This is a genomic window from Pseudomonas sp. PICF141 (genome assembly GCF_002286815.1).
Taxonomy (GTDB): Bacteria; Pseudomonadota; Gammaproteobacteria; order Pseudomonadales; family Pseudomonadaceae; genus Aquipseudomonas.
The window spans coordinates 21107-41515 of the sequence record NZ_MUNM01000068.1 but is presented as its reverse complement, the minus strand read 5'-3'; the positions used below and the strand labels follow the sequence as shown (position 1 = coordinate 41515).

Genomic DNA, 20409 nt, shown 5'->3' with positions numbered 1-20409 from the left:
CGCCCAAGCCAACTCAGAATTTCCTTTGATCACAATATATAAAAAGCGCCGCTGCGGTTGTACCGGGTTGATTATTCCTGATCGACTACATCAGGTCCGCTGGAATGCGCCGGTCCCATTGCCGGAGAACGCCCCGCCAATGTTCACGCCGTTCTGCGGGACCAGCGCGGCCAGCAGGCGCGGCCCTTCAAAAACGTACAGGGTGAGCGAACCTGAATGTATCGACAATTGCAGCGTCAATTGAATGTTGATGAGGTTCGCTGCCTCAGGCACCGTGCCCTGCAGGTAGATACCGGACAAGTTAATATCGGTACCCGTACCTGTCGCTTGGCCAACGAATCGCACTGGGATTTTTTGCTGAGCATTGGGTCCGATATCGGCGGATAAAGCACTAATCTGGATGGTTTCGGTGTGAGGATAACAACCGCTACCGCAATTTACGAAGTTGAAGTAGCCGCAAATGGTCTGCTGGCCTCCCAATCCACTCAACGATTGCGGGTGCACCTTTTGATCGAGGACCTCCTGGAGCATCGGCTTCGCTCTGGCAAGCTCTGCCATACGCTTGATTTGTTCGTCAAAGGCAGCCTGTGATCGCTGGTTGAGCGCATCGACCTGCTCAGGTTTTATGTCTAGAAGAGACGTCATATCTAAAATCCTTTTAGTTTTTGCGAGAAGATCCGGAGACATTGCGCCTCAGTGGCACCAGCGCACCTTCCAGGAGCACAGACGAACCCTTCGGCTCGCGGCCATCTTTTAAACACAATCTGCAAGCGCTCGCAACTATTTTTATAGTCGCACACAGGCTTGAAAAGCCTAATCAAGTTAGACGAATTCGTAACTACCATTATTGCAAAAGACTGCACTTCTTTGTTTTTAGCTTTGGCTTTTTAAACCATTTCTTTTAGCAATAACGAATCAGACTATCAGTCCAAATACACACATTGACAGAGTGAGTCTTCCCAACAAGAATTACTTGGCGCGCTTCCAAGGTCGGGATCGCGCAACAAGGAGAAATTCTTTTCTAGAATTTCAGTGCATCTAAAAAGGGAAATTAAAATGTCTGAAGCACTCAAGGAAAAAATCTCGAACGACTCCCTAGGAAAAGTTCAAACCTACACCCTCTTCAGCCAGAATGGCATCCTGATCACCTTGGATCTGCCCAGCCCAGTGGCGCTCATCCTGAACAACCCGGAGTATTACCCCCCTGAAGCGAACCCAACCCCAAAAGTCGTTCCAGTTTTGACAAACCAATCGGGCCTTGACCTCCAATCGGCGACGTTCACTATCCAAGTCAATGACGTAAAAGAGGACACCAACACGATCGTCAATACGCGGTGGTGGAACGACAGTCAGGGCATTGGGCAACAGTCCATGGTATTCACTTGTGGACAGATTGCTAACAAGAGCGCGGGCAAAGGTGTTGCCGCCACTTCTGGATATGAGCAAGTCCGGTGGGCCACCATGACGAATAACGGGTACGGCCATCAAACCTTTACCGTGAGCGATGTCTCGCTCACCTTCAAATCTACTTCTTCGGTAACTACGGGTGCAACTGACGGACCGATTGTCAGAATTGGCTAGTTGATCTGCCACCGCGGGGCCCAGAGTTCCGGGCCCCGCGCGATGTCTTGCCAAATCGACGTGCTGGACGGACTGAACCACCGCCCCGGCAATCAACTGCCCCAAAGAAACCTTGATGCCGCCGCTCCCACCATCCCCTTTTGATTGTCGGTCATCATCTGAATTCGCTCTTCAGGCGAAACAACGTGTAGCATCGAAAGGCTATTTCTACGTCACCGATTTGCAGCTTCGCGCCCGTCGGCAATACAACTGCCGACACACATACGCTACCATGTGCCCCATGGCGGGTATGAACCCTGCATTTATTGCCACTCAGCTCGGTCATAGCGTTCAGATGCTGCTATCGACCTACGCCCGATGGATAAACTCCGGCACCGACCGGGGTGAGCTCGGGAAGCTCGAAAACAGCTGGATTGGTACAAAATTGGTACAGACTGAAACAGTACCCCTCTGAAACCCTTATGGAATCAGCCTCTGTGACACTGGAACAGAATTACACCGAGATCCTCGGCCAATTGGGCGAGGACGCCTCCCGCGAGGGCCTGCTCGACACGCCAAAACGTGCCGCCAAAGCCATGCAGTACCTCTGCCGCGGTTATGAACAGACACTGGAAGAGGTCACCAACGGTGCCTTGTTCAGCTCCGACAACAGCGAGATGGTGATGGTCAAGGACATCGAGCTCTACTCGTTGTGCGAGCACCACATGCTGCCGTTCATCGGCAAGGCCCATGTTGCCTACATCCCGAGCGGCAAGGTTTTAGGGCTGTCGAAAGTCGCGCGTATCGTCGATATGTACGCCCGTCGCCTGCAGATCCAGGAAAACCTCAGCCGCCAGATCGCCGATGCGGTCCAGCAAGTCACCGGCGCCCTGGGCGTTGCGGTGGTGATCGAGGCCAAGCACATGTGCATGATGATGCGCGGTGTGGAGAAACAGAATTCGACGATGATCACTTCGGTGATGCTCGGCGAGTTCCGCGAAAACGCCGCCACCCGCAGCGAGTTTCTCAGCCTTATCAAGTAACTCGCAGCACGAAGAAACCGGCACTGATCGCCGGTTTTTTTTCGCCCGTGAAAAATCAGGTAAGCTGCGCGCCTTTCTTCATTCGCCCCGTGAGGCTTACAACGTGTTAGTCAAAGCGCTTCGTGTCGGCCTCGGCCAACTGATCATCCTCATCGATTTCATCACCCGTCCAGGCAAGAAGCAGCGCCCCGCCGCCGCTCAGGCTCAGGTCGATGCAGCCGCCAAGGACCTGACCCTGTATCAGTTCCATGCGTGCCCGTTCTGCGTGAAAACCCGCCGCACGTTGCGCCGCCTGAACGTTCCAGTGGCATTGCGTGATGCGAAGAACAGTGAACAGGATCGCCAGGCGCTGCTTGAGCAAGGTGGCAGGATCAAAGTGCCGTGCCTGCGTATCGAAGAGAATGGCCAGACCACCTGGATGTATGAATCCAAGGTGATCATTGATTATCTGGATAAGCGGTTTGCTGCGCTCTGATGATCTGGTGCTGCTGATGGCCTCTTCGCGGGCAAGCCTCGCTCCTACGGGGGCGAGGTGGCCATTCGCACACACCGCGAACCTGTAGGAGAGAGGCTTGCCCGCGAAGGCGTCAGCACAAGCACTACAAATCCTGAGCAAAAATAAACCGGCCGATTGGCCGGTTTGTTGTTTATACCCTCCTCTCAGGCCGCTTCTGCTGCCTGGGCCTCGCGCACCACGGCCGCCAATCGCTTGAGGCCTTCGTCCAGCTTCGCCGGGTCAATGTGGCTGAAGTTCAACCGCAGATGGCCAAGGTTGTTGTCCGGTTCGGGGAAAAACGGTTCGCCCGGCATAAACGCCACATCCGCCGCCAGCGCAGCCTTGAGCAGCGTGCGCGTATCCAGCGGCTGTTTGAGCGTCAGCCAGAAAAACAGCCCGCCCTGCGGCACATTCCACTGCGCCAGACCGGAAAAATGCGCTTCCAATGCTGACTGAAATGCATCCCGACGAGCCCGATAGAAAGCACGCAACTCACTCAAGTGCTGCTGGTATTTTTCGCTGCCGATCCATTGCAGCGTTTGCCACTGCCCGACGCGGTTGGTGTGAAGATCGGCCGATTGCTTGAGCCGCAACAAATGCGGGAACAGGTCCGGGCTGGCAATCAGGTAACCGACTCGCAGGCCCGGCAACAGGGTTTTCGACACCGTGCCGGTGTAGATCCAGCTGGCCTTGCTCAAGCGGCTGACGATTGGCGTGGCGCTGACGCCGTCAAAGGTCAGCTCGCGGTAGGGTTCGTCTTCGAGCAGGGTCACGCCATACTCGTCGAGCAATGCAGCCACTGCATCGCGCTTGGCCTCGCTGTAACGCACCGCCGAGGGGTTCTGAAACGTCGGGATCAGGTAGATGAATGCAGGTTTATGCCTTTCCAGACGGCAGCGCAATTGTGCCAGGTTCGGGCCATCGGCTTCCTGTGGGACGGTGATGCAGTCGGCACCGAACAATTGGAAGATCTGCAATGCTGCCAGGTAAGTCGGCGCTTCAAGCAGGATCTCGGTGCCTTTGTCGATGTAGAGCTTGGCCGCCAGATCGAGGGTTTGCTGGGAACCACTGACCACCAGCACCTGACTTGCCTCACATGGCACACCCAACGCTCGGGCTTGGGCTGCCAGCGCCTCACGCAGCGCCGGCTCGCCTTCACTCATGCCGTATTGCCCCATGGACAGCGGCATGTCCGCCCATTCGACTTTCGGCAGCATGGCTTCGGCCGGCAAGCCGCCGGCAAACGACATCACTTCCGGGCGCTGGGCGGCGGCGAGGATTTCACGGATCAAAGAACTTTTAAGGCGCGAGACACGTTCAGAAAAAGCCATGGGGGTCACCGGTAGCGAGGCCTGAGGAAAATGAGTCAAACTGATTGACCGAAATTACGACAGACCGAGCGGATACGTCAACATGCTTGACCTTAAAAACCCCAGCACTCAGCAACAAGCCATGGAAGCGTTTTTCTTCGGCTACCAGGCCTTTACCGCCAAAGCCGACGAAATGCTCGAACGTCGCGGTTTGAGCCGGGTGCATCAACGCATCGTATTTTTCATCGCCCGCTACCCTGCCCTCAGCGTCAAGGAGTTGCTGGCGTTGCTGGGCGTGAGCAAGCAGGCGCTGAACATGCCGCTGCGTCAGTTGGTGGAAATGCATTTGGTGAACAGCGTCGCGTCCGAGACGGACAAGCGTAAGCGGTTGCTGGAACTGACCGCAGAAGGTGCGCGGTTCGAACAGTCGTTGCGGCGCGAGCAGGTGAAGTTACTGGAGCGGGTGTTTGCCGAGGCCGGGGAGACGGCGGTGAATGGGTGGTTGGCGGTGAATCTCGCGCTGGGTAAAGCCCAGGTCTTTCCAAGCTGATCGTTCCCACGCGCTGCGTGGGAATGCATCCCGTGACGCTCTGCGTCACATCAACGGCGGACGCAGAGCGTCCATGGCGGCATTCCCACGCAGAGCGGGGAAACGATCGTCCTATAGCCGATATATCCCGATCAACAAACTTTTCGTCTACAAAATCAAAAACATTATTTGCTTTATTTGTATACAAAAGCATAATTCGCCTCGTGCGAGATTTCTGACCAACAAGTCAACAAATCCGCAAGCACCTCAAAGGGTCGCTGCCGCCCTCATGGGTCCGGCCCTGGAAATAACAATAAAACTCTTGAGGAGTACTCGCTGTGGAAAGCCGCAAATCCGAAGCCCCGACGCTGGAACTCTCGCCGCCCATACGCAATGGCTGGCTGGAGCGCATCTTCAAACTCAGCTTGCACGGCACCACGGTGAAGACCGAGCTGATCGCCGGTCTGACAACCTTCATCACCATGGCCTACATCATCTTCGTCAACCCGAACATCATGGCCGATGCCGGTATCGATCACGGGGCGGCGTTCGTCGCCACTTGCATCGCCGCCGCGCTGGGTTGCCTGTTGATGGGGCTGTACGCCAACTGGCCGGTCGGCCTCGCGCCGGGCATGGGCCTGAACGCATTCTTCACTTACACCGTGGTGGGCACCATGGGCTACAACTGGGAAACCGCGCTCGGTGCGGTGTTCGTCTCCGGTGTGTTGTTCATGTTCCTGACCTTTTCCCGGATTCGCGAATGGCTGCTCAACAGCATTCCAGTGAGTTTGCGCTTTGCCATGGGCGCCGGCGTGGGCCTGTTTCTAGGGCTGATCGGCTTGAAAACCGCGGGCATCGTGGTTGACAGCCCGGCCACCCTGATCAAGCTCGGTTCCCTGCGCGAGCCAGGCCCGCTGCTGGCTGCCGTCTGTTTCCTGATGATCGCTGTGCTCAGCTACCACAAAGTGTTCGGCGCGATCCTCATCAGCATCATCACCGTGACCCTGGCCGGTTGGGGCCTTGGCCTGGTGCACTACGAGGGCATCATGTCTGCCCCGCCGAGCCTGGCTCCGACATGGATGGCCATGGACGTCGCCGGTGTATTCAATATCAGTATGATCAGCGTGGTGCTGGCCTTCCTCTTTGTGCACATGTTTGATACCGCTGGCACCTTGATGGGCGTCGCCCAACGCGCCGGTCTGGTAAACGCTGACGGCAAGATCGAAAACCTTTCCCGTGCGCTCAAAGCCGACAGTGCTTCCAGTGTATTCGGTGCGGTGGTCGGTGTTCCGCCCGTCACCAGCTACGTGGAAAGTGCCGCCGGTGTCGCCGCGGGCGGTCGGACTGGTCTTACCGCTGTGACCGTAGGTGTGCTATTTATTGCCGCGATGTTTTTCGCACCGCTGGCTGGCATGATCCCCGCTTATGCAACCGCTGGCGCGCTGATTTATGTGGCGATGCTGATGATGGGCGGCATGGCGCACATTGAATGGGACGAAGCCACCGACAGCATTCCGGCGATTGTTACCGCGATCATGATGCCGCTGACCTTCTCGGTCGCCGACGGTATCGCGCTGGGCTTCATCACTTACGTGGTGCTGAAGGCTTTCACCGGTAAGCACAAGGAAATTTCCGTCAGTCTGTGGGTGCTCTGCGCGATCTTCATCGCCAAGTTCATTTTCTTGTAAGCCGTCTACGTTTCAAAAACAGTGTTTCAAAACAGCCTCACCCCGTCGGGTGGGGCTTTTGCACATAGGGAGAAAGTGATGAGTCTGGAAACCTGGCTGCTGTTCAGCGGCGCTGCGCTGGTGGTGATCCTGATTCCGGGGCCACTGTCGTTGCTGATGATCAGCAACAGTCTGAATTACGGTTTGCGCCGTTCCTATCCGGCGTTTCTGGGCGGTGTGATTGCGTCGATCTGCCTGCTCAGTGCTTCGGCTTTGGGTCTGGGTGCCTTATTGCTGGCGTCGGAACAGTTGTTTAGCATCCTGAAAATCGTCGGCGCGCTGTACCTGTTCTACCTCGCCTGGCAGAGCTGGCAGCAATCGCGTCAGCCCTCCCATGGCACCGAAGTGCCCCAGGCTGCACCAGTGCCGCGCTTTCGCGCACTGTTCGGGCGCGCGTTCATGCTCGGCGCCAGCAATCCGAAAGACATTTTGTTCTTCGCCGCTTTTCTGCCGCAGTTTCTGAGCGCCGAGCAACCCTTCTTGCCGCAGTTGCTGGTGATGATTGTGACCTGGACGGTGCTGGATCTGCTGTGCAAATTGGCTTATGGGCTGGGGGCTCACGGTGCTGCCCGGTATTTGCGCAGCGGCAAAGGGCAGAGCTGGTTTAACCGGGTGAGTGCGGGGTTGTTCAGTGGTGCGGGTGCCGCGTCGTTGTTGAGCCGCTAGTTGAGCCGCTAAAAGCTGCGCGGGCAAGCCATGCTCCTCAGGGATTTTGTTGTTCTTGCATGACATGAACGACGCAAATCCTGTAGGAGCGAGGCTTGCCCGCGAAGGGTCCCTCCCATGCACCCCATTTCTCAGAGCAAAAAAAAGCCCGCAGTGTGAGCGGGCGAAAGACCAAAGAAGCTATATGCGCAGTCGCTTCTCGGAGGAGGCAGCGGCTTGGGGGATCAACTGCCTCGGTACGTGGAATAGCTGTACGGCGAAATCAACAACGGCACGTGATAGTGATCCTGTTCCGCAGAGATGCCGAAACGCAGCACCACCACATCCAGAAACGCAGGCTCGGGCAGCTGAACCCCACGGGTGCGGTAGTAATCCCCCGCATGAAACTGAAGCTGATAGACCCCGGACCGATAGTCATCGCCTTGCAGCAGCGGCGCATCGACCCGGCCATCGCTGTTGGTGATTGCAGTGGAGACCAATTCCAGCTGCGAACCTTCAACGCGGTACAACTCGACCTTGATCGAGCTGCCCGGGCAACCGTGTGCAGCGTCCAAAACGTGTGTCGTCAAACGTCCCATTGATTCTGCGCGCCTGCCTGCGTGGAGCAGTCAGACCTCGCGCCTCCCGAAGTCAGTTGAAAAGGAGACCGCACCGTTTCGGAACACGAAAAGTTGCGGCGAGCGACTGATTAAGACATTTTTCATAAAAATTGTACACAATAAAAACGACATTTTTACCGCTACCGCCGTCATCAAGGATTGGCCAGCCAATCTTTCGCCGAACCATAGGATCAGAGATCCCGCTTTCCATTAGCTGACCAATCAGGCAGATTTCTTGCAGGCCCCTTCAAAGTGGACCGTCAGTAAAAAATGCAAAAAATCAGGCTTACAAAGTGAATATAAAGTTGTATACAATCAACCCATCGCTGTGACGCCAGCCTGCCCTCTCATCATCAGGCCGCCACACCCTGACTTTGAATAAGTCGACACGAACAAGAAGGAAGACTGCAGTGAGCGCTGACTACCCACGCGACCTGATCGGTTACGGCAGTAACCCTCCTCACCCACACTGGCCGGGCAATGCCCGCATCGCGCTGTCCTTCGTGCTCAACTACGAAGAAGGTGGCGAGCGCAATATCCTGCACGGCGACAAAGAATCCGAAGCGTTCCTCTCGGAAATGGTCTCGGCGCAGCCGCTGCAAGGCGAGCGCAACATGAGCATGGAGTCCCTTTACGAGTATGGCAGCCGGGCCGGCGTCTGGCGGGTTCTGAAACTGTTCAAGGAATTCGACATCCCGCTGACTATCTTCGCCGTGGCCATGGCCGCCCAGCGCCACCCGGACGTGATCCGCGCCATGGTCGATGCTGGCCATGAAATCTGCAGTCACGGCTACCGCTGGATCGACTACCAGTACATGGACGAAGCGCAGGAACGCGAGCACATGCTCGAAGCGATCCGCATCCTCACCGAAATCACCGGTGAGCGCCCTCTTGGCTGGTACACCGGCCGCACCGGTCCGAACACCCGTCGGCTGGTGATGGAAGAAGGCGGTTTCCTCTACGACTGCGACACCTACGACGACGACCTGCCCTACTGGGAACCGAACAACCCGACCGGCAAGGCGCATCTGGTGATCCCGTACACCCTGGACACCAATGACATGCGCTTCACCCAGGTCCAGGGCTTCAATAAGGGCGACGATTTTTTTGATTACCTGAAAGACGCGTTCGATGTGCTGTATGCCGAAGGCGCCGAAGCACCGAAGATGTTGTCGATCGGCCTGCATTGCCGCCTGATCGGCCGTCCGGCGCGTCTGGCTTCGCTCAAACGCTTTATCGAATACGCTAAAAGTCATGAACAGGTGTGGTTCAGCCGTCGCGTCGACATTGCTCGTCACTGGCATGCAACCCACCCGTATCAAGGGGCCGCGAAATGAGCCGCTTCCAAACCCTGAAACCATCGACCCTGAGCCGCGACGCCTTTGTCGCCGCCTTCGCCGACATTTACGAACATTCGCCATGGGTGGCCGAGAAGGCTTTCGACCTGGGCCAGGATGCGTCGATCGACGAGATCGAAACCCTGCACCAGCGCATGAGCGACATCCTGTTGAGCGCCGATCATGAAAGCCAACTGGCCCTGGTCAACGCTCACCCGGACCTGGCCGGCAAAGCCGCCGTCCAGGGCCAACTGACCGAAGCCAGCACGAATGAACAGGCTGGCGCCGGTATTCACCAATGCTCGAGCGATGAGTTCCAGCGCTTCACCGAGCTGAACGACGCCTACAAAGCCAAGTTCAAGTTTCCCTTCATCATGGCGGTAAAAGGCAGCAACCGGCATCAGATCCTCGCGGCATTCGAAACGCGCATTCACAACTCGGTCGACACCGAATTCAAATGCGCGCTGGCGGAGATCAACAAGATCGCGTTGTTCCGATTACTGACTCTTTAGCGAACAGCCCCTGAGGAAAACCCGAGCGGGCCCTGCGAGCATCCCAAGCCAACTTATTAAAGGCAGACAAGAAGAATGAAAGCTTACGCCGTACCTTTCGAGAAATTCGTCAACCTGGCCGACGCCCGCCTGGGCACTAAAATCATCTCGGTCACCGATGACTGGTTCGCAGACGCCAACCGTCTGTTCCAACCGACACCGGCTGTGTGGAAGGAGGGCGTGTTCGATGACAACGGCAAGTGGATGGACGGCTGGGAGTCGCGCCGCAAGCGCTTCGAAGGCTACGACAGCGCGGTGATCCGTCTTGGCGTACCGGGTTCGATCAAGGGCGTGGACATCGACACTTCATTCTTCACCGGCAATTACCCGCCGTCTGCTTCGCTTGAAGCCTGTTTCCTGACTTCGGGCGAACCGGACGAAAACACTCAGTGGACTGAAGTGCTGTCAGCCGTCGAGCTGCAAGGCAACAGCCATCACTACCACGAAATCAACAACGACCAGGCGTTCAGCCACCTGCGTTTCAACATCTACCCCGATGGCGGCGTGGCCCGTCTGCGTGTTTATGGCGTTCCGTACCGCGACTGGTCCGCTGTGGGCGACAACGAACAAGTCGATCTGGCCGCAGCCCTCAATGGCGGCCGGGCACTGGCCTGCTCCGACGAACATTTCGGCCGCATGAGCAACATCCTCAACCCGGGTCGTGGCATCAACATGGGCGATGGCTGGGAAACTGCACGCCGTCGCACCCCGGGCAATGACTGGGTAATCGTCGCGCTGGGGCATGCCGGCGAGATCGAAAAAGTCATCGTCGATACCCTGCACTTCAAGGGCAACTACCCGGACAGCTGCTCGATCCAGGGCGCATTCGTGAAGGGCGGCACCGATAGCCAGATCGAAACCCAGTCGCTGTTCTGGCGCGAACTGCTGCCAAGCCAGAAGCTGGAAATGCACGCCGAACACACCTTCGCCGAGCAGATCAAGGCGTTGGGCCCGATCACCCACATCCGCCTGAACGTGTTCCCGGACGGTGGCGTGAGCCGCCTGCGGGTCCTCGGCAAGGTAGCAAAATAAGCGTCGTCCCCAATCGCGGGCAAGCCCGCTCCCACAAGGAATTGTGGCGTTCACAAAACCTGTGGGAGCGGGCTTGCCCGCGATGGCGATAGAACAAACAACACAGAATTCGGAAAAGAAGACCAGCATGCGCACACTGACGATTGAACCGCTGACCAAAGAAGCCTTCGCCCCTTTCGGTGACGTGATCGAAACCGACGGCAGCGATCACTTCATGATCAACAACGGTTCGACCATGCGCTTTCACAAACTGGCGACGGTGCAAACCGCTATGCCAGAGGACAAAGCGATCATCAGCATTTTCCGCGCCGATGCGCAGGACATGCCGCTGACCGTGAGCATGCTGGAGCGTCATCCGCTGGGCAGCCAGGCTTTCATCCCGCTGCTCGGCAACCCCTTTCTGATCGTGGTCGCGCCACTTGGCGATGAACCTGTATCAGGCTTGGTCCGCGCCTTCGTCACCAACGGCAGGCAGGGCATTAATTACCATCGCGGCGTCTGGCACCACCCGGTGCTGACGATCGAAAAGCGGGATGACTTCCTGGTGGTTGATCGCAGTGGCACAGGCAATAACTGCGATGAGCATTTTTTCAAAGAGGATGAGCGTTTGATCCTCGCCCCCCACCAATAAGAGAAGGTCTGATCACTTGACAATAAAAGTGACAGGCGAGAGGTAAAGACTGTGGAAGCACATCTGTTGGAATGGCTGAACCTGAGCGTGCGCTGGGTTCATATGATTACTGGCGTGGCCTGGATCGGCGCGTCGTTCTATTTCGTCTGGCTGGAAAACAACCTCAACCGGGTCAACCCGAAAAACGGGCTGGCGGGCGATTTGTGGGCGATCCATGGCGGCGGTATCTATCACCTGGAAAAATACAAACTGGCTCCACCGACCATGCCGGACAACCTGCACTGGTTCAAATGGGAAGCCTACTTCACCTGGCTGTCGGGGGTCGCGCTGCTGTGCGTGGTGTTCTACTCCAACCCGACCCTTTACCTGCTCGCTCCGGGCAGCAGCCTGACCGGTCCTGAAGGTGTTCTGCTGGGCATCGGCTCACTGTTCGTCGGCTGGTTTGTCTACTCCTTCCTCTGCGACTCGGCCCTGGGTAAACGCCCTGCCCTGCTCGGTTTCATCCTGTTCGTGCTGATCATCGGCGCTGCCTACGGCTTCAGCAAAGTGTTCAGCGGCCGTGGTGCGTACCTGCACGTCGGCGCGATCATCGGCACTATCATGGTCGGCAACGTGTTCCGCATCATCATGCCGGCCCAACGGGCATTGGTGGCGGCGATCGCCGAGAACCGCACGCCCGATCCGGCGCTGCCGGCCAAAGGCTTGCTGCGTTCGCGGCACAACAACTACTTCACCTTGCCGGTGCTGTTCATCATGATCAGCAACCACTTTCCGAGCACTTACGGCAGCCAATACAACTGGCTGATCCTGGCCGGGATCGCGGTGCTGGCGGTGTTGGTGCGTCACTACTTCAACACCCGTCATGACAGCCACAAGTTTGCCTGGACCCTGCCCGCCGCGGCGGTCGGCATGATTTGTCTGGCCTACGTGACCGGCCCGGCGCCGATGTCCAGCGCACCTGAAGTGGCCAAGGCGCCTGGCACCATTGAGTATCAGCCGCTGCCGGAAACCGCCCTGGGCGGTGGCAAGAAACCGGCTGAAGCTGCACCGGCGGCGGCTCCTGAAACTGCACCCGCCCAGGCATCCAATGCCGGCCCTGCCTTCGATAAAGTGCACGACGTGATCCAGGAACGCTGCACGGTCTGCCATTCGGCCAAACCCACCAGCCCGCTGTTCAGCACGGCGCCGGGGGGCGTGATGTTCGATACCCCCGAGCAGATCAAGCTCCAGGCCCCGCGCATCCAGGCCCAGGCTGTTGCCAGCCAGATCATGCCATTGGGCAACATCACCCAGATGACCCAGCAAGAGCGCGACCTGATCGGTGCGTGGATTGTTCAGGGAGCCCAAACCCAATAAGCAACACACCGTTGTAGCGAAGGGGCTTTTGTGACCATACAAAGCCCCCTCGCCACAGGTTCACCTGATACAAAATCACAAGAATAAAAAAGATCCGAGGTGTTGCATGTCCGAGCTATCCGAAGCCCGCATTCCCGACGCACCCGTCATTCAGCGTTTACCCCTCTTGCAACTACCGAAAGCAGCGTTCCCGTGGCGTCGATTCCACCTGCGGTACCGGGCCGCGCAGCGCTAGCGATGTTCGGCATGGTTACCGCCACCGGAATCAAGCTTCTTCACGAAGCCGGCTGCCACGCCTAACCGCACTGACCCGTTAAAAGACACACCCACTGTGGGAGCGAGCCTGCTCGCCCCCACAGTGGGTGGCTGCCTGCGCCTCAAACAATAAAAACAAAAGGGAGCAACAGATGATTCAGATAAAAACCAGCGTGCTGTTGAGCACCGGCCTGTTGGCCGCGAGCCAGGCTATGGCCAGTGATTTACTGCTGTGGCAAACCAATAGCCTGAGCTACCTGTACGGCAAGAATTTCGTGATCAATCCGTCGATCCAGCAGACGGTGACATTCGAGCACGCCGACAAATGGAAGTACGGCGATAACTTCCTGTTCATCGACAAGATCTTCTACAACGGCGAAGAAGATCGCAATAAAGGCCCCCACGCCTTCTATGGCGAATTCAGCCCACGCCTGTCGTTTGGCAAAATGCTCGACCGTCGCTTCGAACTTGGGCCGATCAAGGACGTATTGCTGGCCATGACGTACGAGTACGGCGAAGGCGACAGCGAAGCGTATCTGATCGGCCCGGGGTTCGATCTGGCGGTACCGGGTTTCAACTACTTCACCTTGAATTTCTATCGTCGCCAGACCGAGGGCCCACGCCCTGGCGATGGTGTCTGGCAGATCACTCCCACGTGGTCCTACAGCGTTGCGCTGGGCAATTCGAACCTGTTGATCGATGGCTATCTGGACTGGGTGGTGGACAACGATCGCAATGCACGCGGCACTTACCACGCCAACCTGCACATCAATCCGCAGATCAAATACGACCTGGGCAAGGCTTTGGGCTGGGGCGAGAAATTCGTCTACGTCGGCACCGAATACAGCTATTGGAAAAACAAGTACGGAATCGAAAACAGCGCCAGCTTTGACACTAACCAAAACACCGCCAGCCTGCTGGTAAAGGTGCACTTCTAAAATGGCCCGCAACCGTGCCCCACAGCTGTCACCGGTGCTCTGTTGCGGGGCACTTGAGACCTGGCCAAGGAGTCAGTATTCTCCGCGCCCGCCCGAATCCGCTCTAAAAAAAAGCGCGGATTCAGTTCCTGACCAGAAAGCCAACTTATCCCGGCTCTGGGCAGCACCAAGGCCCCTCGAATTGACGCTCAATCGACTGTTTTCGAACAGCCGAACGGGCGTTTTTTTCTTTTTGGAAGCCTTGGCTCAGCTCTTGCTAACAGCACTAAAGCTGACCGAATGGATTGTTTTTTACAGCAAAGAAAAGGCGCCACACCAGAGCGCCAACCTTAGAAAAATAACGTGGAACCACCTACTTTTTGGGAGCAACCGAATGAAACGTACGCGCACCAGCCTGATGCTCGCGGGATCCTTGCTGGCCGGGGGCCAGGCAATGGCCGGCGACTTGCTGCAATGGCAGAACAACAGCCTGACCTATCTCTACGGCAAGGACTTCCAGGTCAACCCGCGCATTCAGCAAACCGTCACCTTCGAGCACGCCGATGCCTGGAAATACGGGGATAACTTCTTCTTCCTCGACAAGATCTTCTACAACGGCGAGAAGGACTTCAACGCCGGCCCGAACACCTATTACGGGGAGTTCCAGCCACGTATTTCGCTGGGCAAGGTTCTCGACCAGAAGATCGAATTCGGCCCGATCAAGGATGTGCTGCTGGCCATGACGTACGAGTTCGGTGAAGGCGATACCGAGTCCTACCTGATCGGTCCGGGTTTCGACCTGGCGATTCCCGGCTTCGACTACTTCCAGCTGAACTTCTACCAGCGTCACACCGAAGGCAGCCGCGCAGGTGATAACGTCTGGCAGATCACACCGGTCTGGTCCTACACCATTCCCGTGGGCGACTCCAACATCCTGATCGATGGTTTCATGGATTGGGTCGTTGATAACGACCAGAACAGCAAAGGCACCTACCACGCCAACCTGCACTTCAACCCGCAGATCAAATACGACTTGGGCAAAGCCCTGAACATCGGCGAGAAGCAGTTGTACGTCGGTGTCGAGTACGACTACTGGTCAGACAAGTACGGGATCAAGGACAGCCAGTACTTCAAGACCGATCAGAGCAACACGAGCTTGCTGGTGAAGTTCCACTTCTGATTTAAAGTCAAAAGATCGCAGGCTTCGCCAGCTCCTACGGACGTGCGCATCCGGGGTAGGAGCTGCCGCAGGCTGCGATCTTTTGCTTTATGACACCCCCAGAAACCGGCACAATTCATGCCGCTTGGCCAACGCATCGCGCCGCCCCAGATCGATCAGTTCGCTGCAATACCCCGCCTCGAATAACAGATAACTCAGCACCCCCGCTCCGCTGGTCTTGGTCGCCCCCGGCCCGCGCAAAAACAGACGCAAGGCTGCCGGCAATTCCTGGCGATGCCGCGCCGCGATTTCATCGATCGGCTGACTGGGCGAAATCACCAGCACCTCCACCGGTGCAGCGCCCAATGCACGACTCGGCGCGCCGTCGGGCAGCAGATGGCTGAACTGATTCAAGCGCTGCAGCAACTCAATGTCACTTTCCAGGCTGTCAATGAACGTACTGTTGAGCATGTGCCCACCGATTTGCGCCAAGGTCGGCTGCTGACCGGTATAGGCACGTTGCAGCGGCTGTTGCGGGTCGACCCCGCGCGGGTTGCCGCTGACACCTACCACCAGCACGCGGCTGGCTCCCAGGTGCAGGGCCGGGCTGATGGGTGCCGATTGGCGTACGGCGCCATCGCCGAAATATTCTTCGCCGATTTTCACCGGCGCAAACAGCAATGGAATCGCCGAACTGGCCAGCAAGTGTTCGACGCTCAATTGCGTCGGCACGCCGATTCGCCGATGGCGCAACCAGGACTCGATGGTGCCGCCCCCCTGATAAAACGTGACGGCCTGACCAGACTCGTAGCCAAACGCCGTGACCGCCACCGCCTTCAATTGCTTTTGCGCAATGGCCTCGGCAATCCCGGGCATGTGCAGTTTGTCGTTGAGCAAACCGCGCAGTGGCGAGCTGTTGAGCAGGGCCACGGGCACCGGAGCGCCAATCCCCATCAGATTGTGACTGATAAAACGGGTGGCTTGATGGATCACCCCCGGCCAGTCGCTGCGCAATACCAGATGACTGCGAAACCCTTGCCAGAAGGCAGTCAGACGCTGAATCGCGCCGCGAAAGTCCATTGCCCCACTGGCCAGGCTGACCGCGTTGATCGCGCCAGCCGAAGTACCGACGATCACTGGAAACGGATTCGCCGCCCCCACCGGCAGCAGCTCGGCAATCGCCGCCAGCACGCCCACCTGATAAGCCGCCCGAGCCCCGCCGCCGGAAAGTATCAACCCTGTAACCGGTTCAGCAGAACTCATCGCAACACTCCATGGTGCATAAAGATCGGTGACTCAACCGCGCTTGGCGTACAACTTCGGTTCGCCCGGTGGACGGCTCTTGAAGCGGCGATGTGCCCAGAGGTATTGCTCCGGGCATTCGCGCAACGTGCTTTCGACCCACTGATTGATCCGAATGCAGTCAGCCTCTTCCGTCTCGCCGGGAAAGCCCTCCAGCGGCGCATGAATCACCAACCGATAACCACTGCCGTCCGCCAGGCGTTGTTGAGTGAACGGCACGACCAGTGCCTTGCCCAGTCGCGCAAACTTGCTGGTGGCGGTGACGGTCGCCGCCTGAATCCCGAACAACGGCACGAAGATACTTTGCTTGGCGCCGTAATCCTGATCCGGCGCGTACCAGATCGCCCGGCCTGAACGCAGCAGTTTGAGCATGCCACGCACATCGTCGCGCTCCACTGCCAGCGAGTCGAGATTGTGCCGCTCCCGGCCACGACGCTGGATGTAGTCGAACAGCGGATTCTTGTGTTCGCGGTACATGCCATCGATGGTGTGTTGCTGACCGAGCAGCGCCGCGCCGATTTCCAGCGTAGTGAAATGCACGGCCATCAGAATCACGCCCTTGTCCTGCGCCTGGGCCTTCTTCAAATGCTCCAGGCCTTCGATATGGGCCAGTTTCGCCAGACGCTTGCGAGACCACCACCAGCTCATGGCCATTTCGAAGAAAGCGATACCGGTGGAGGCAAAGTTTTCCTTGAGCAAACGCTTGCGCTCGGCAGCGGACTTTTCAGGGAAACACAGTTCAAGATTGCGCTTGGCAATGCGCCGTCGGTCGCCCGCCACTCGGTACATCAATGCACCCAGGGCGCGACCGACCGACAGCAATGCCGGATATGGCAACTGCACAATCAGCCATAACAGCCCCAAGCCACCCCATAGCGGCCAGAAACGTGGAGAAAGAAATGCTGTTCGAAAACGCGGGCGATCCATTAAAGGTTCCGTCAAGACAGTGGCCGCGCATTCTACATCGTTCGACCCGGCTTGCGGCCTGCGGGCGTTCTCGTTATAAGTCTCGGCACTTTTAGTGACAAGTCGTTGTATGCCGACCATGAGCCAAACCGAACCGCTAGACCAAGATCCCGTGTTCCAGTTGAAGGGCAGCATGCTCGCCATTACGGTGCTGGAACTGGCCCGTAACGACCTCGAGAACCTTGATCGACAACTGGCCGCCAAGGTCGCCCAGGCGCCCAACTTCTTCAGCAATGCGCCGCTGGTCCTGGCCCTGGACAAACTTCCGGCCAGTGAAGGCTCGGTCGATCTTCCGGGGCTGATGCGCATCTGCCGCCAGCATGGCCTGCGCACTCTGGCAATCCGTGCCAGCCGCATCGAGGACATTGCCGCCGCCATCGCCGTCGATCTGCCGGTACTGCCGCCGTCAGGCGCCCGTGAGCGACCGCTCGACCCGCACGAAGGCACTGTTGTGAAAAAACCGGAAAAACCACCGGAACCGACCATCAAACCGACCAAAATCATTACCTCGCCCGTACGCGGTGGCCAGCAGATTTATGCCCAGGGTTGCGATCTGGTGGTGATTTCATCGGTCAGCCCGGGGGCGGAACTTCTCGCCGACGGGAACATCCATGTATACGGCGCGATGCGCGGTCGTGTCTTGGCCGGCGTCAAAGGTGACACGAAAGCCAGGATTTTCTGCCAGCAAATGACCGCTGAACTGGTCTCCATCGCCGGCCATTACAAGGTTTCCGAGGATTTGCGTCGTGATCCATTGTGGGGCGCGGGCGTGCAAGTCAGCCTGTCGGGCGACGTGTTGAACATCATTCGGCTTTAACGGATACTGCCGCATTTTCCAAGCATCTCTAAAACGTAGCGAAAACGGCTCAAACGAAGTAGGAAAAAGGCCAAAAGCAGTGTTTACCGGGGGTAAGCGCCGCTCAGAACCGGATTCCAGCCAAGGCTGTCCGACTGCAGTAGTTTTTCAAGAGATGTTTTTCAGGGGCTAAACGTCCTTTTTCCTTAGGGGTAAAACACCTTGGCCAAGATTCTCGTGGTTACATCCGGCAAGGGTGGTGTGGGTAAGACCACCACCAGCGCCGCTATCGGTACCGGCCTCGCTCTGCGTGGTCACAAAACAGTTATCGTCGACTTCGACGTCGGCTTGCGTAACCTCGACCTGATCATGGGTTGCGAGCGCCGCGTGGTGTATGACTTCGTCAACGTGGTAAACGGCGAAGCCAACCTGCAACAGGCCCTGATCAAAGACAAGCGTCTGGAAAACCTCTACGTACTGGCTGCCAGTCAGACTCGCGACAAAGACGCGCTGACTGTCGAAGGCGTCGAAAAGGTCCTGATGCAGCTCAAGGAAGACTTCGAATTCGTGGTCTGCGACTCTCCGGCGGGCATCGAGAAAGGCGCCCACCTGGCCATGTACTTCGCTGACGAAGCGATTGTAGTGACCAACCCGGAAGTCTCCTCCGTACGTGACTCGGACCGCATGCTGGGCCTGTTGGCCAGCAAGTCCCGTCGCGCCGAAAACGGCGAAGACCCGATCAAGGAACACTTGTTGCTGACCCGCTACAACCCGACACGCGTGAGTAACGGTGAAATGCTGGGCGTCGAAGACGTCAAGGAAATCCTCGCAGTGACCCTGCTGGGTGTGATTCCGGAATCGCAAGCCGTCCTCAAGGCATCCAACCAGGGCGTCCCTGTGATTCTCGACGACCAGAGCGACGCCGGTCAGGCGTACAGCGATGCCGTTGATCGTCTGCTGGGTAAAACCGTGGACCATCGTTTCCTCGATGTCGAGAAGAAGGGATTCTTCGAGCGACTTTTTGGAGGTAGGTAATGAACCTTTTTGACTTCTTTCGTGCCAGTAAAAAGGTCAGCACCGCGTCGGTAGCGAAAGAGCGTCTACAGATCATCGTGGCGCATGAACGCGGCCAGCGCAGTACGCCGGATTATCTGCCAGCCTTGCAAAAGGAACTGGTGGAAGTGATCCGCAAGTACGTCAATATCGGGTCCGATGACGTGCACGTCGCTCTGGAAAACCAGGGCAGCTGCTCGATCCTGGAACTCAATATCACCCTGCCAGATCGCTGAGTCGATCCGGCGGGAGCCACGGCGGCTCAGGCTTTCCAGCTCCTGTTTGGGGGCGAACTGTGACGAGGGGGCTTGCCCCCGTTTGAGTGCGCAGCACTCACAGGACCTTCGGTACACCGGAAGTTTTGGGGCTGCTTCGCAGCCCAACGGGGGCAAGCCCCCTCGCCACAGGTCGCTCCTACAGGGACGTGGGCCTGAGCCGCCGTTGGCGTTTGTTACGAGGCTGTTTTAATGCCGTTGTCCAACATCCGCATCATTCATCAGGACGCCGCCGTACTGGTGGTGGACAAACCGACCCTGTTGCTCTCCGTCCCCGGCCGGGCCGATGACAACAAGGATTGCCTGATTACCCGCCTGCAAGAAAACGGCTACCCGGAAGCGCGAATCGTCCATCGGCTGGACTGGGAAACGTCCGGTATCATTCTGTTGGCCCGTGACCCGGACACGCATCGCGAGCTGTCTCGGCAATTTCACGACCGCGAAACCGAAAAGGCCTACACCGCCCTGTGCTGGGGACAACCGGAACTGGACAGCGGCAGCATCGACCTGCCCCTGCGCTACGACCCACCGACCAAGCCACGCCATGTGGTGGACCACGAGCTTGGCAAGCATGCCTTGACTTTCTGGCGGGTGCTGGAGCGTTGTGGCGACTGGTGCCGCGTCGAACTGACGCCGATCACCGGCCGCTCTCACCAGTTGCGGGTGCACATGCTTTCCATCGGCCACCCGCTATTGGGTGACGGGCTCTATGCCCATGAGCAAGCCTTGGCTGCCTGGCCACGACTTTGTTTGCACGCCAGTATGCTCAGTTTCACTCATCCCCAGACGGGCGAACGCCTGCGCTTCGAGTGCCCCGCACCGTTTTAACAGTCAATGAGCGTGCTTTTG

The 20409-nt window shown here is 57.7% G+C and carries 22 protein-coding genes and 2 pseudogenes; 19 read left to right on the top strand and 5 right to left on the bottom strand.

Features of this window, described 5'->3' with window-relative positions:
* Positions 1 to 90 precede the first annotated feature (90 nt).
* Positions 91 to 645, bottom strand: a complete 555-nt coding sequence (locus BZL43_RS19285) for a hypothetical protein (protein WP_095633770.1) — start codon at positions 643 to 645, stop codon at positions 91 to 93.
* 411 nt (positions 646 to 1056) lie between these two features.
* On the opposite strand from BZL43_RS19285, the gene BZL43_RS19280 reads away from it, so the two are divergent.
* The 4 genes and pseudogenes from BZL43_RS19280 (at position 1057) to BZL43_RS19265 (ending at position 3078) form a co-directional block, all read left to right on the top strand.
* Entirely contained in the window at positions 1057 to 1581 is a 525-nt protein-coding gene (locus BZL43_RS19280) for a hypothetical protein (protein ID WP_095633769.1), read from the top strand.
* 220 nt (positions 1582 to 1801) lie between these two features.
* Positions 1802 to 2035 (top strand): annotated as a pseudogene (locus tag BZL43_RS28600) (site-specific integrase); the annotation flags it as partial.
* Between the two features lie 22 nt (positions 2036 to 2057).
* A complete protein-coding gene (folE, locus tag BZL43_RS19270) occupies positions 2058 to 2603 on the top strand; it encodes a GTP cyclohydrolase I FolE (protein WP_218228037.1) in 546 nt (181 codons plus the stop codon).
* 103 nt (positions 2604 to 2706) lie between these two features.
* Positions 2707 to 3078, top strand: coding sequence for a glutathione S-transferase N-terminal domain-containing protein (locus BZL43_RS19265; protein ID WP_095633767.1), 372 nt, complete (start codon positions 2707 to 2709; stop codon positions 3076 to 3078).
* 185 nt (positions 3079 to 3263) lie between these two features.
* On the opposite strand, the gene BZL43_RS19260 is transcribed toward BZL43_RS19265, so the two are convergent.
* Positions 3264 to 4430, bottom strand: a complete 1167-nt coding sequence (locus BZL43_RS19260) for a PLP-dependent aminotransferase family protein (RefSeq protein ID WP_095633766.1) — start codon at positions 4428 to 4430, stop codon at positions 3264 to 3266.
* An 82-nt stretch (positions 4431 to 4512) separates the two neighbouring features.
* Between BZL43_RS19260 and BZL43_RS19255 the strand changes: the two genes are divergently transcribed.
* The 3 genes from BZL43_RS19255 (at position 4513) to BZL43_RS19245 (ending at position 7331) form a co-directional block, all read left to right on the top strand.
* On the top strand, positions 4513 to 4959 hold the full coding sequence (locus BZL43_RS19255) for a MarR family winged helix-turn-helix transcriptional regulator (protein ID WP_063342984.1): 447 nt from the start codon (positions 4513 to 4515) through the stop codon (positions 4957 to 4959).
* 317 nt (positions 4960 to 5276) lie between these two features.
* A complete protein-coding gene (locus BZL43_RS19250; RefSeq protein WP_095633765.1) occupies positions 5277 to 6626 on the top strand; it encodes an NCS2 family permease in 1350 nt (449 codons plus the stop codon).
* Positions 6627 to 6704: 78 nt separating this feature from the next.
* Positions 6705 to 7331, top strand: a complete 627-nt coding sequence (locus BZL43_RS19245) for a LysE family translocator (RefSeq protein WP_095633764.1) — start codon at positions 6705 to 6707, stop codon at positions 7329 to 7331.
* A gap of 224 nt (positions 7332 to 7555) precedes the next feature.
* On the opposite strand, the gene uraH is transcribed toward BZL43_RS19245, so the two are convergent.
* Positions 7556 to 7909 carry a hydroxyisourate hydrolase gene (uraH, locus tag BZL43_RS19240; protein WP_095633763.1) on the bottom strand — a complete coding sequence of 118 codons (354 nt, stop codon included), beginning with the start codon at positions 7907 to 7909 and terminating at the stop codon, positions 7556 to 7558.
* A gap of 431 nt (positions 7910 to 8340) precedes the next feature.
* On the opposite strand from uraH, the gene puuE reads away from it, so the two are divergent.
* From puuE to BZL43_RS19200, 8 genes and pseudogenes are all read left to right on the top strand, one after another.
* Positions 8341 to 9267, top strand: coding sequence for an allantoinase PuuE (gene puuE / locus BZL43_RS19235; protein ID WP_095633762.1), 927 nt, complete (start codon positions 8341 to 8343; stop codon positions 9265 to 9267).
* The gene (uraD, locus tag BZL43_RS19230; RefSeq protein WP_095633761.1) at positions 9264 to 9779 is read left to right on the top strand and encodes a 2-oxo-4-hydroxy-4-carboxy-5-ureidoimidazoline decarboxylase; all 516 of its coding nucleotides are present in this window, start codon (positions 9264 to 9266) and stop codon (positions 9777 to 9779) included. Before puuE ends, uraD begins: the two co-directional genes overlap by 4 nt.
* A gap of 75 nt (positions 9780 to 9854) precedes the next feature.
* Complete coding sequence (gene alc, locus BZL43_RS19225; RefSeq protein WP_095633760.1) at positions 9855 to 10850, top strand: allantoicase; 996 nt, start codon at positions 9855 to 9857, stop codon at positions 10848 to 10850.
* 127 nt (positions 10851 to 10977) lie between these two features.
* Positions 10978 to 11481 (top strand): ureidoglycolate lyase, encoded by a 504-nt coding sequence (locus tag BZL43_RS19220; protein ID WP_095633759.1) that lies wholly within the window; start codon positions 10978 to 10980, stop codon positions 11479 to 11481.
* A 51-nt stretch (positions 11482 to 11532) separates the two neighbouring features.
* A complete protein-coding gene (locus tag BZL43_RS19215; protein ID WP_095633758.1) occupies positions 11533 to 12837 on the top strand; it encodes a urate hydroxylase PuuD in 1305 nt (434 codons plus the stop codon).
* A 172-nt stretch (positions 12838 to 13009) separates the two neighbouring features.
* Positions 13010 to 13122, top strand: a pseudogene (locus tag BZL43_RS28880) (hypothetical protein); the annotation flags it as partial.
* Positions 13123 to 13244: 122 nt separating this feature from the next.
* Positions 13245 to 14030 (top strand): outer membrane protein OmpK, encoded by a 786-nt coding sequence (locus BZL43_RS19205; RefSeq protein ID WP_095633756.1) that lies wholly within the window; start codon positions 13245 to 13247, stop codon positions 14028 to 14030.
* Positions 14031 to 14403: 373 nt separating this feature from the next.
* Positions 14404 to 15189: an outer membrane protein OmpK gene (locus BZL43_RS19200; protein WP_095633755.1), complete on the top strand. Its 786-nt coding sequence runs from the start codon at positions 14404 to 14406 to the stop codon at positions 15187 to 15189.
* Positions 15190 to 15276: 87 nt separating this feature from the next.
* Here BZL43_RS19200 and BZL43_RS19195 read toward each other — a convergent pair whose 3' ends face one another.
* Complete coding sequence (locus BZL43_RS19195; protein WP_095633754.1) at positions 15277 to 16431, bottom strand: patatin-like phospholipase family protein; 1155 nt, start codon at positions 16429 to 16431, stop codon at positions 15277 to 15279.
* A gap of 33 nt (positions 16432 to 16464) precedes the next feature.
* Positions 16465 to 17397, bottom strand: a complete 933-nt coding sequence (locus tag BZL43_RS19190) for a lipid A biosynthesis lauroyl acyltransferase (protein ID WP_095633753.1) — start codon at positions 17395 to 17397, stop codon at positions 16465 to 16467.
* A 118-nt stretch (positions 17398 to 17515) separates the two neighbouring features.
* Here BZL43_RS19190 and minC point away from each other — a divergent pair, with 118 nt between their 5' ends.
* The 4 genes from minC to BZL43_RS19170 all read left to right on the top strand — a co-directional run bounded on the left by minC (position 17516) and on the right by BZL43_RS19170 (position 20388).
* Positions 17516 to 18253, top strand: a complete 738-nt coding sequence (gene minC / locus BZL43_RS19185) for a septum site-determining protein MinC (protein WP_030131658.1) — start codon at positions 17516 to 17518, stop codon at positions 18251 to 18253.
* A 201-nt stretch (positions 18254 to 18454) separates the two neighbouring features.
* Complete coding sequence (gene minD / locus BZL43_RS19180; protein WP_007898841.1) at positions 18455 to 19267, top strand: septum site-determining protein MinD; 813 nt, start codon at positions 18455 to 18457, stop codon at positions 19265 to 19267.
* Positions 19267 to 19521 carry a cell division topological specificity factor MinE gene (gene minE / locus BZL43_RS19175; protein ID WP_007898843.1) on the top strand — a complete coding sequence of 85 codons (255 nt, stop codon included), beginning with the start codon at positions 19267 to 19269 and terminating at the stop codon, positions 19519 to 19521. The genes minD and minE overlap by 1 nt, the downstream gene beginning before the upstream one ends.
* Positions 19522 to 19752: 231 nt before the next feature.
* Positions 19753 to 20388, top strand: a complete 636-nt coding sequence (locus BZL43_RS19170) for an RluA family pseudouridine synthase (protein WP_095633752.1) — start codon at positions 19753 to 19755, stop codon at positions 20386 to 20388.
* Positions 20389 to 20409 lie beyond the last annotated feature (21 nt).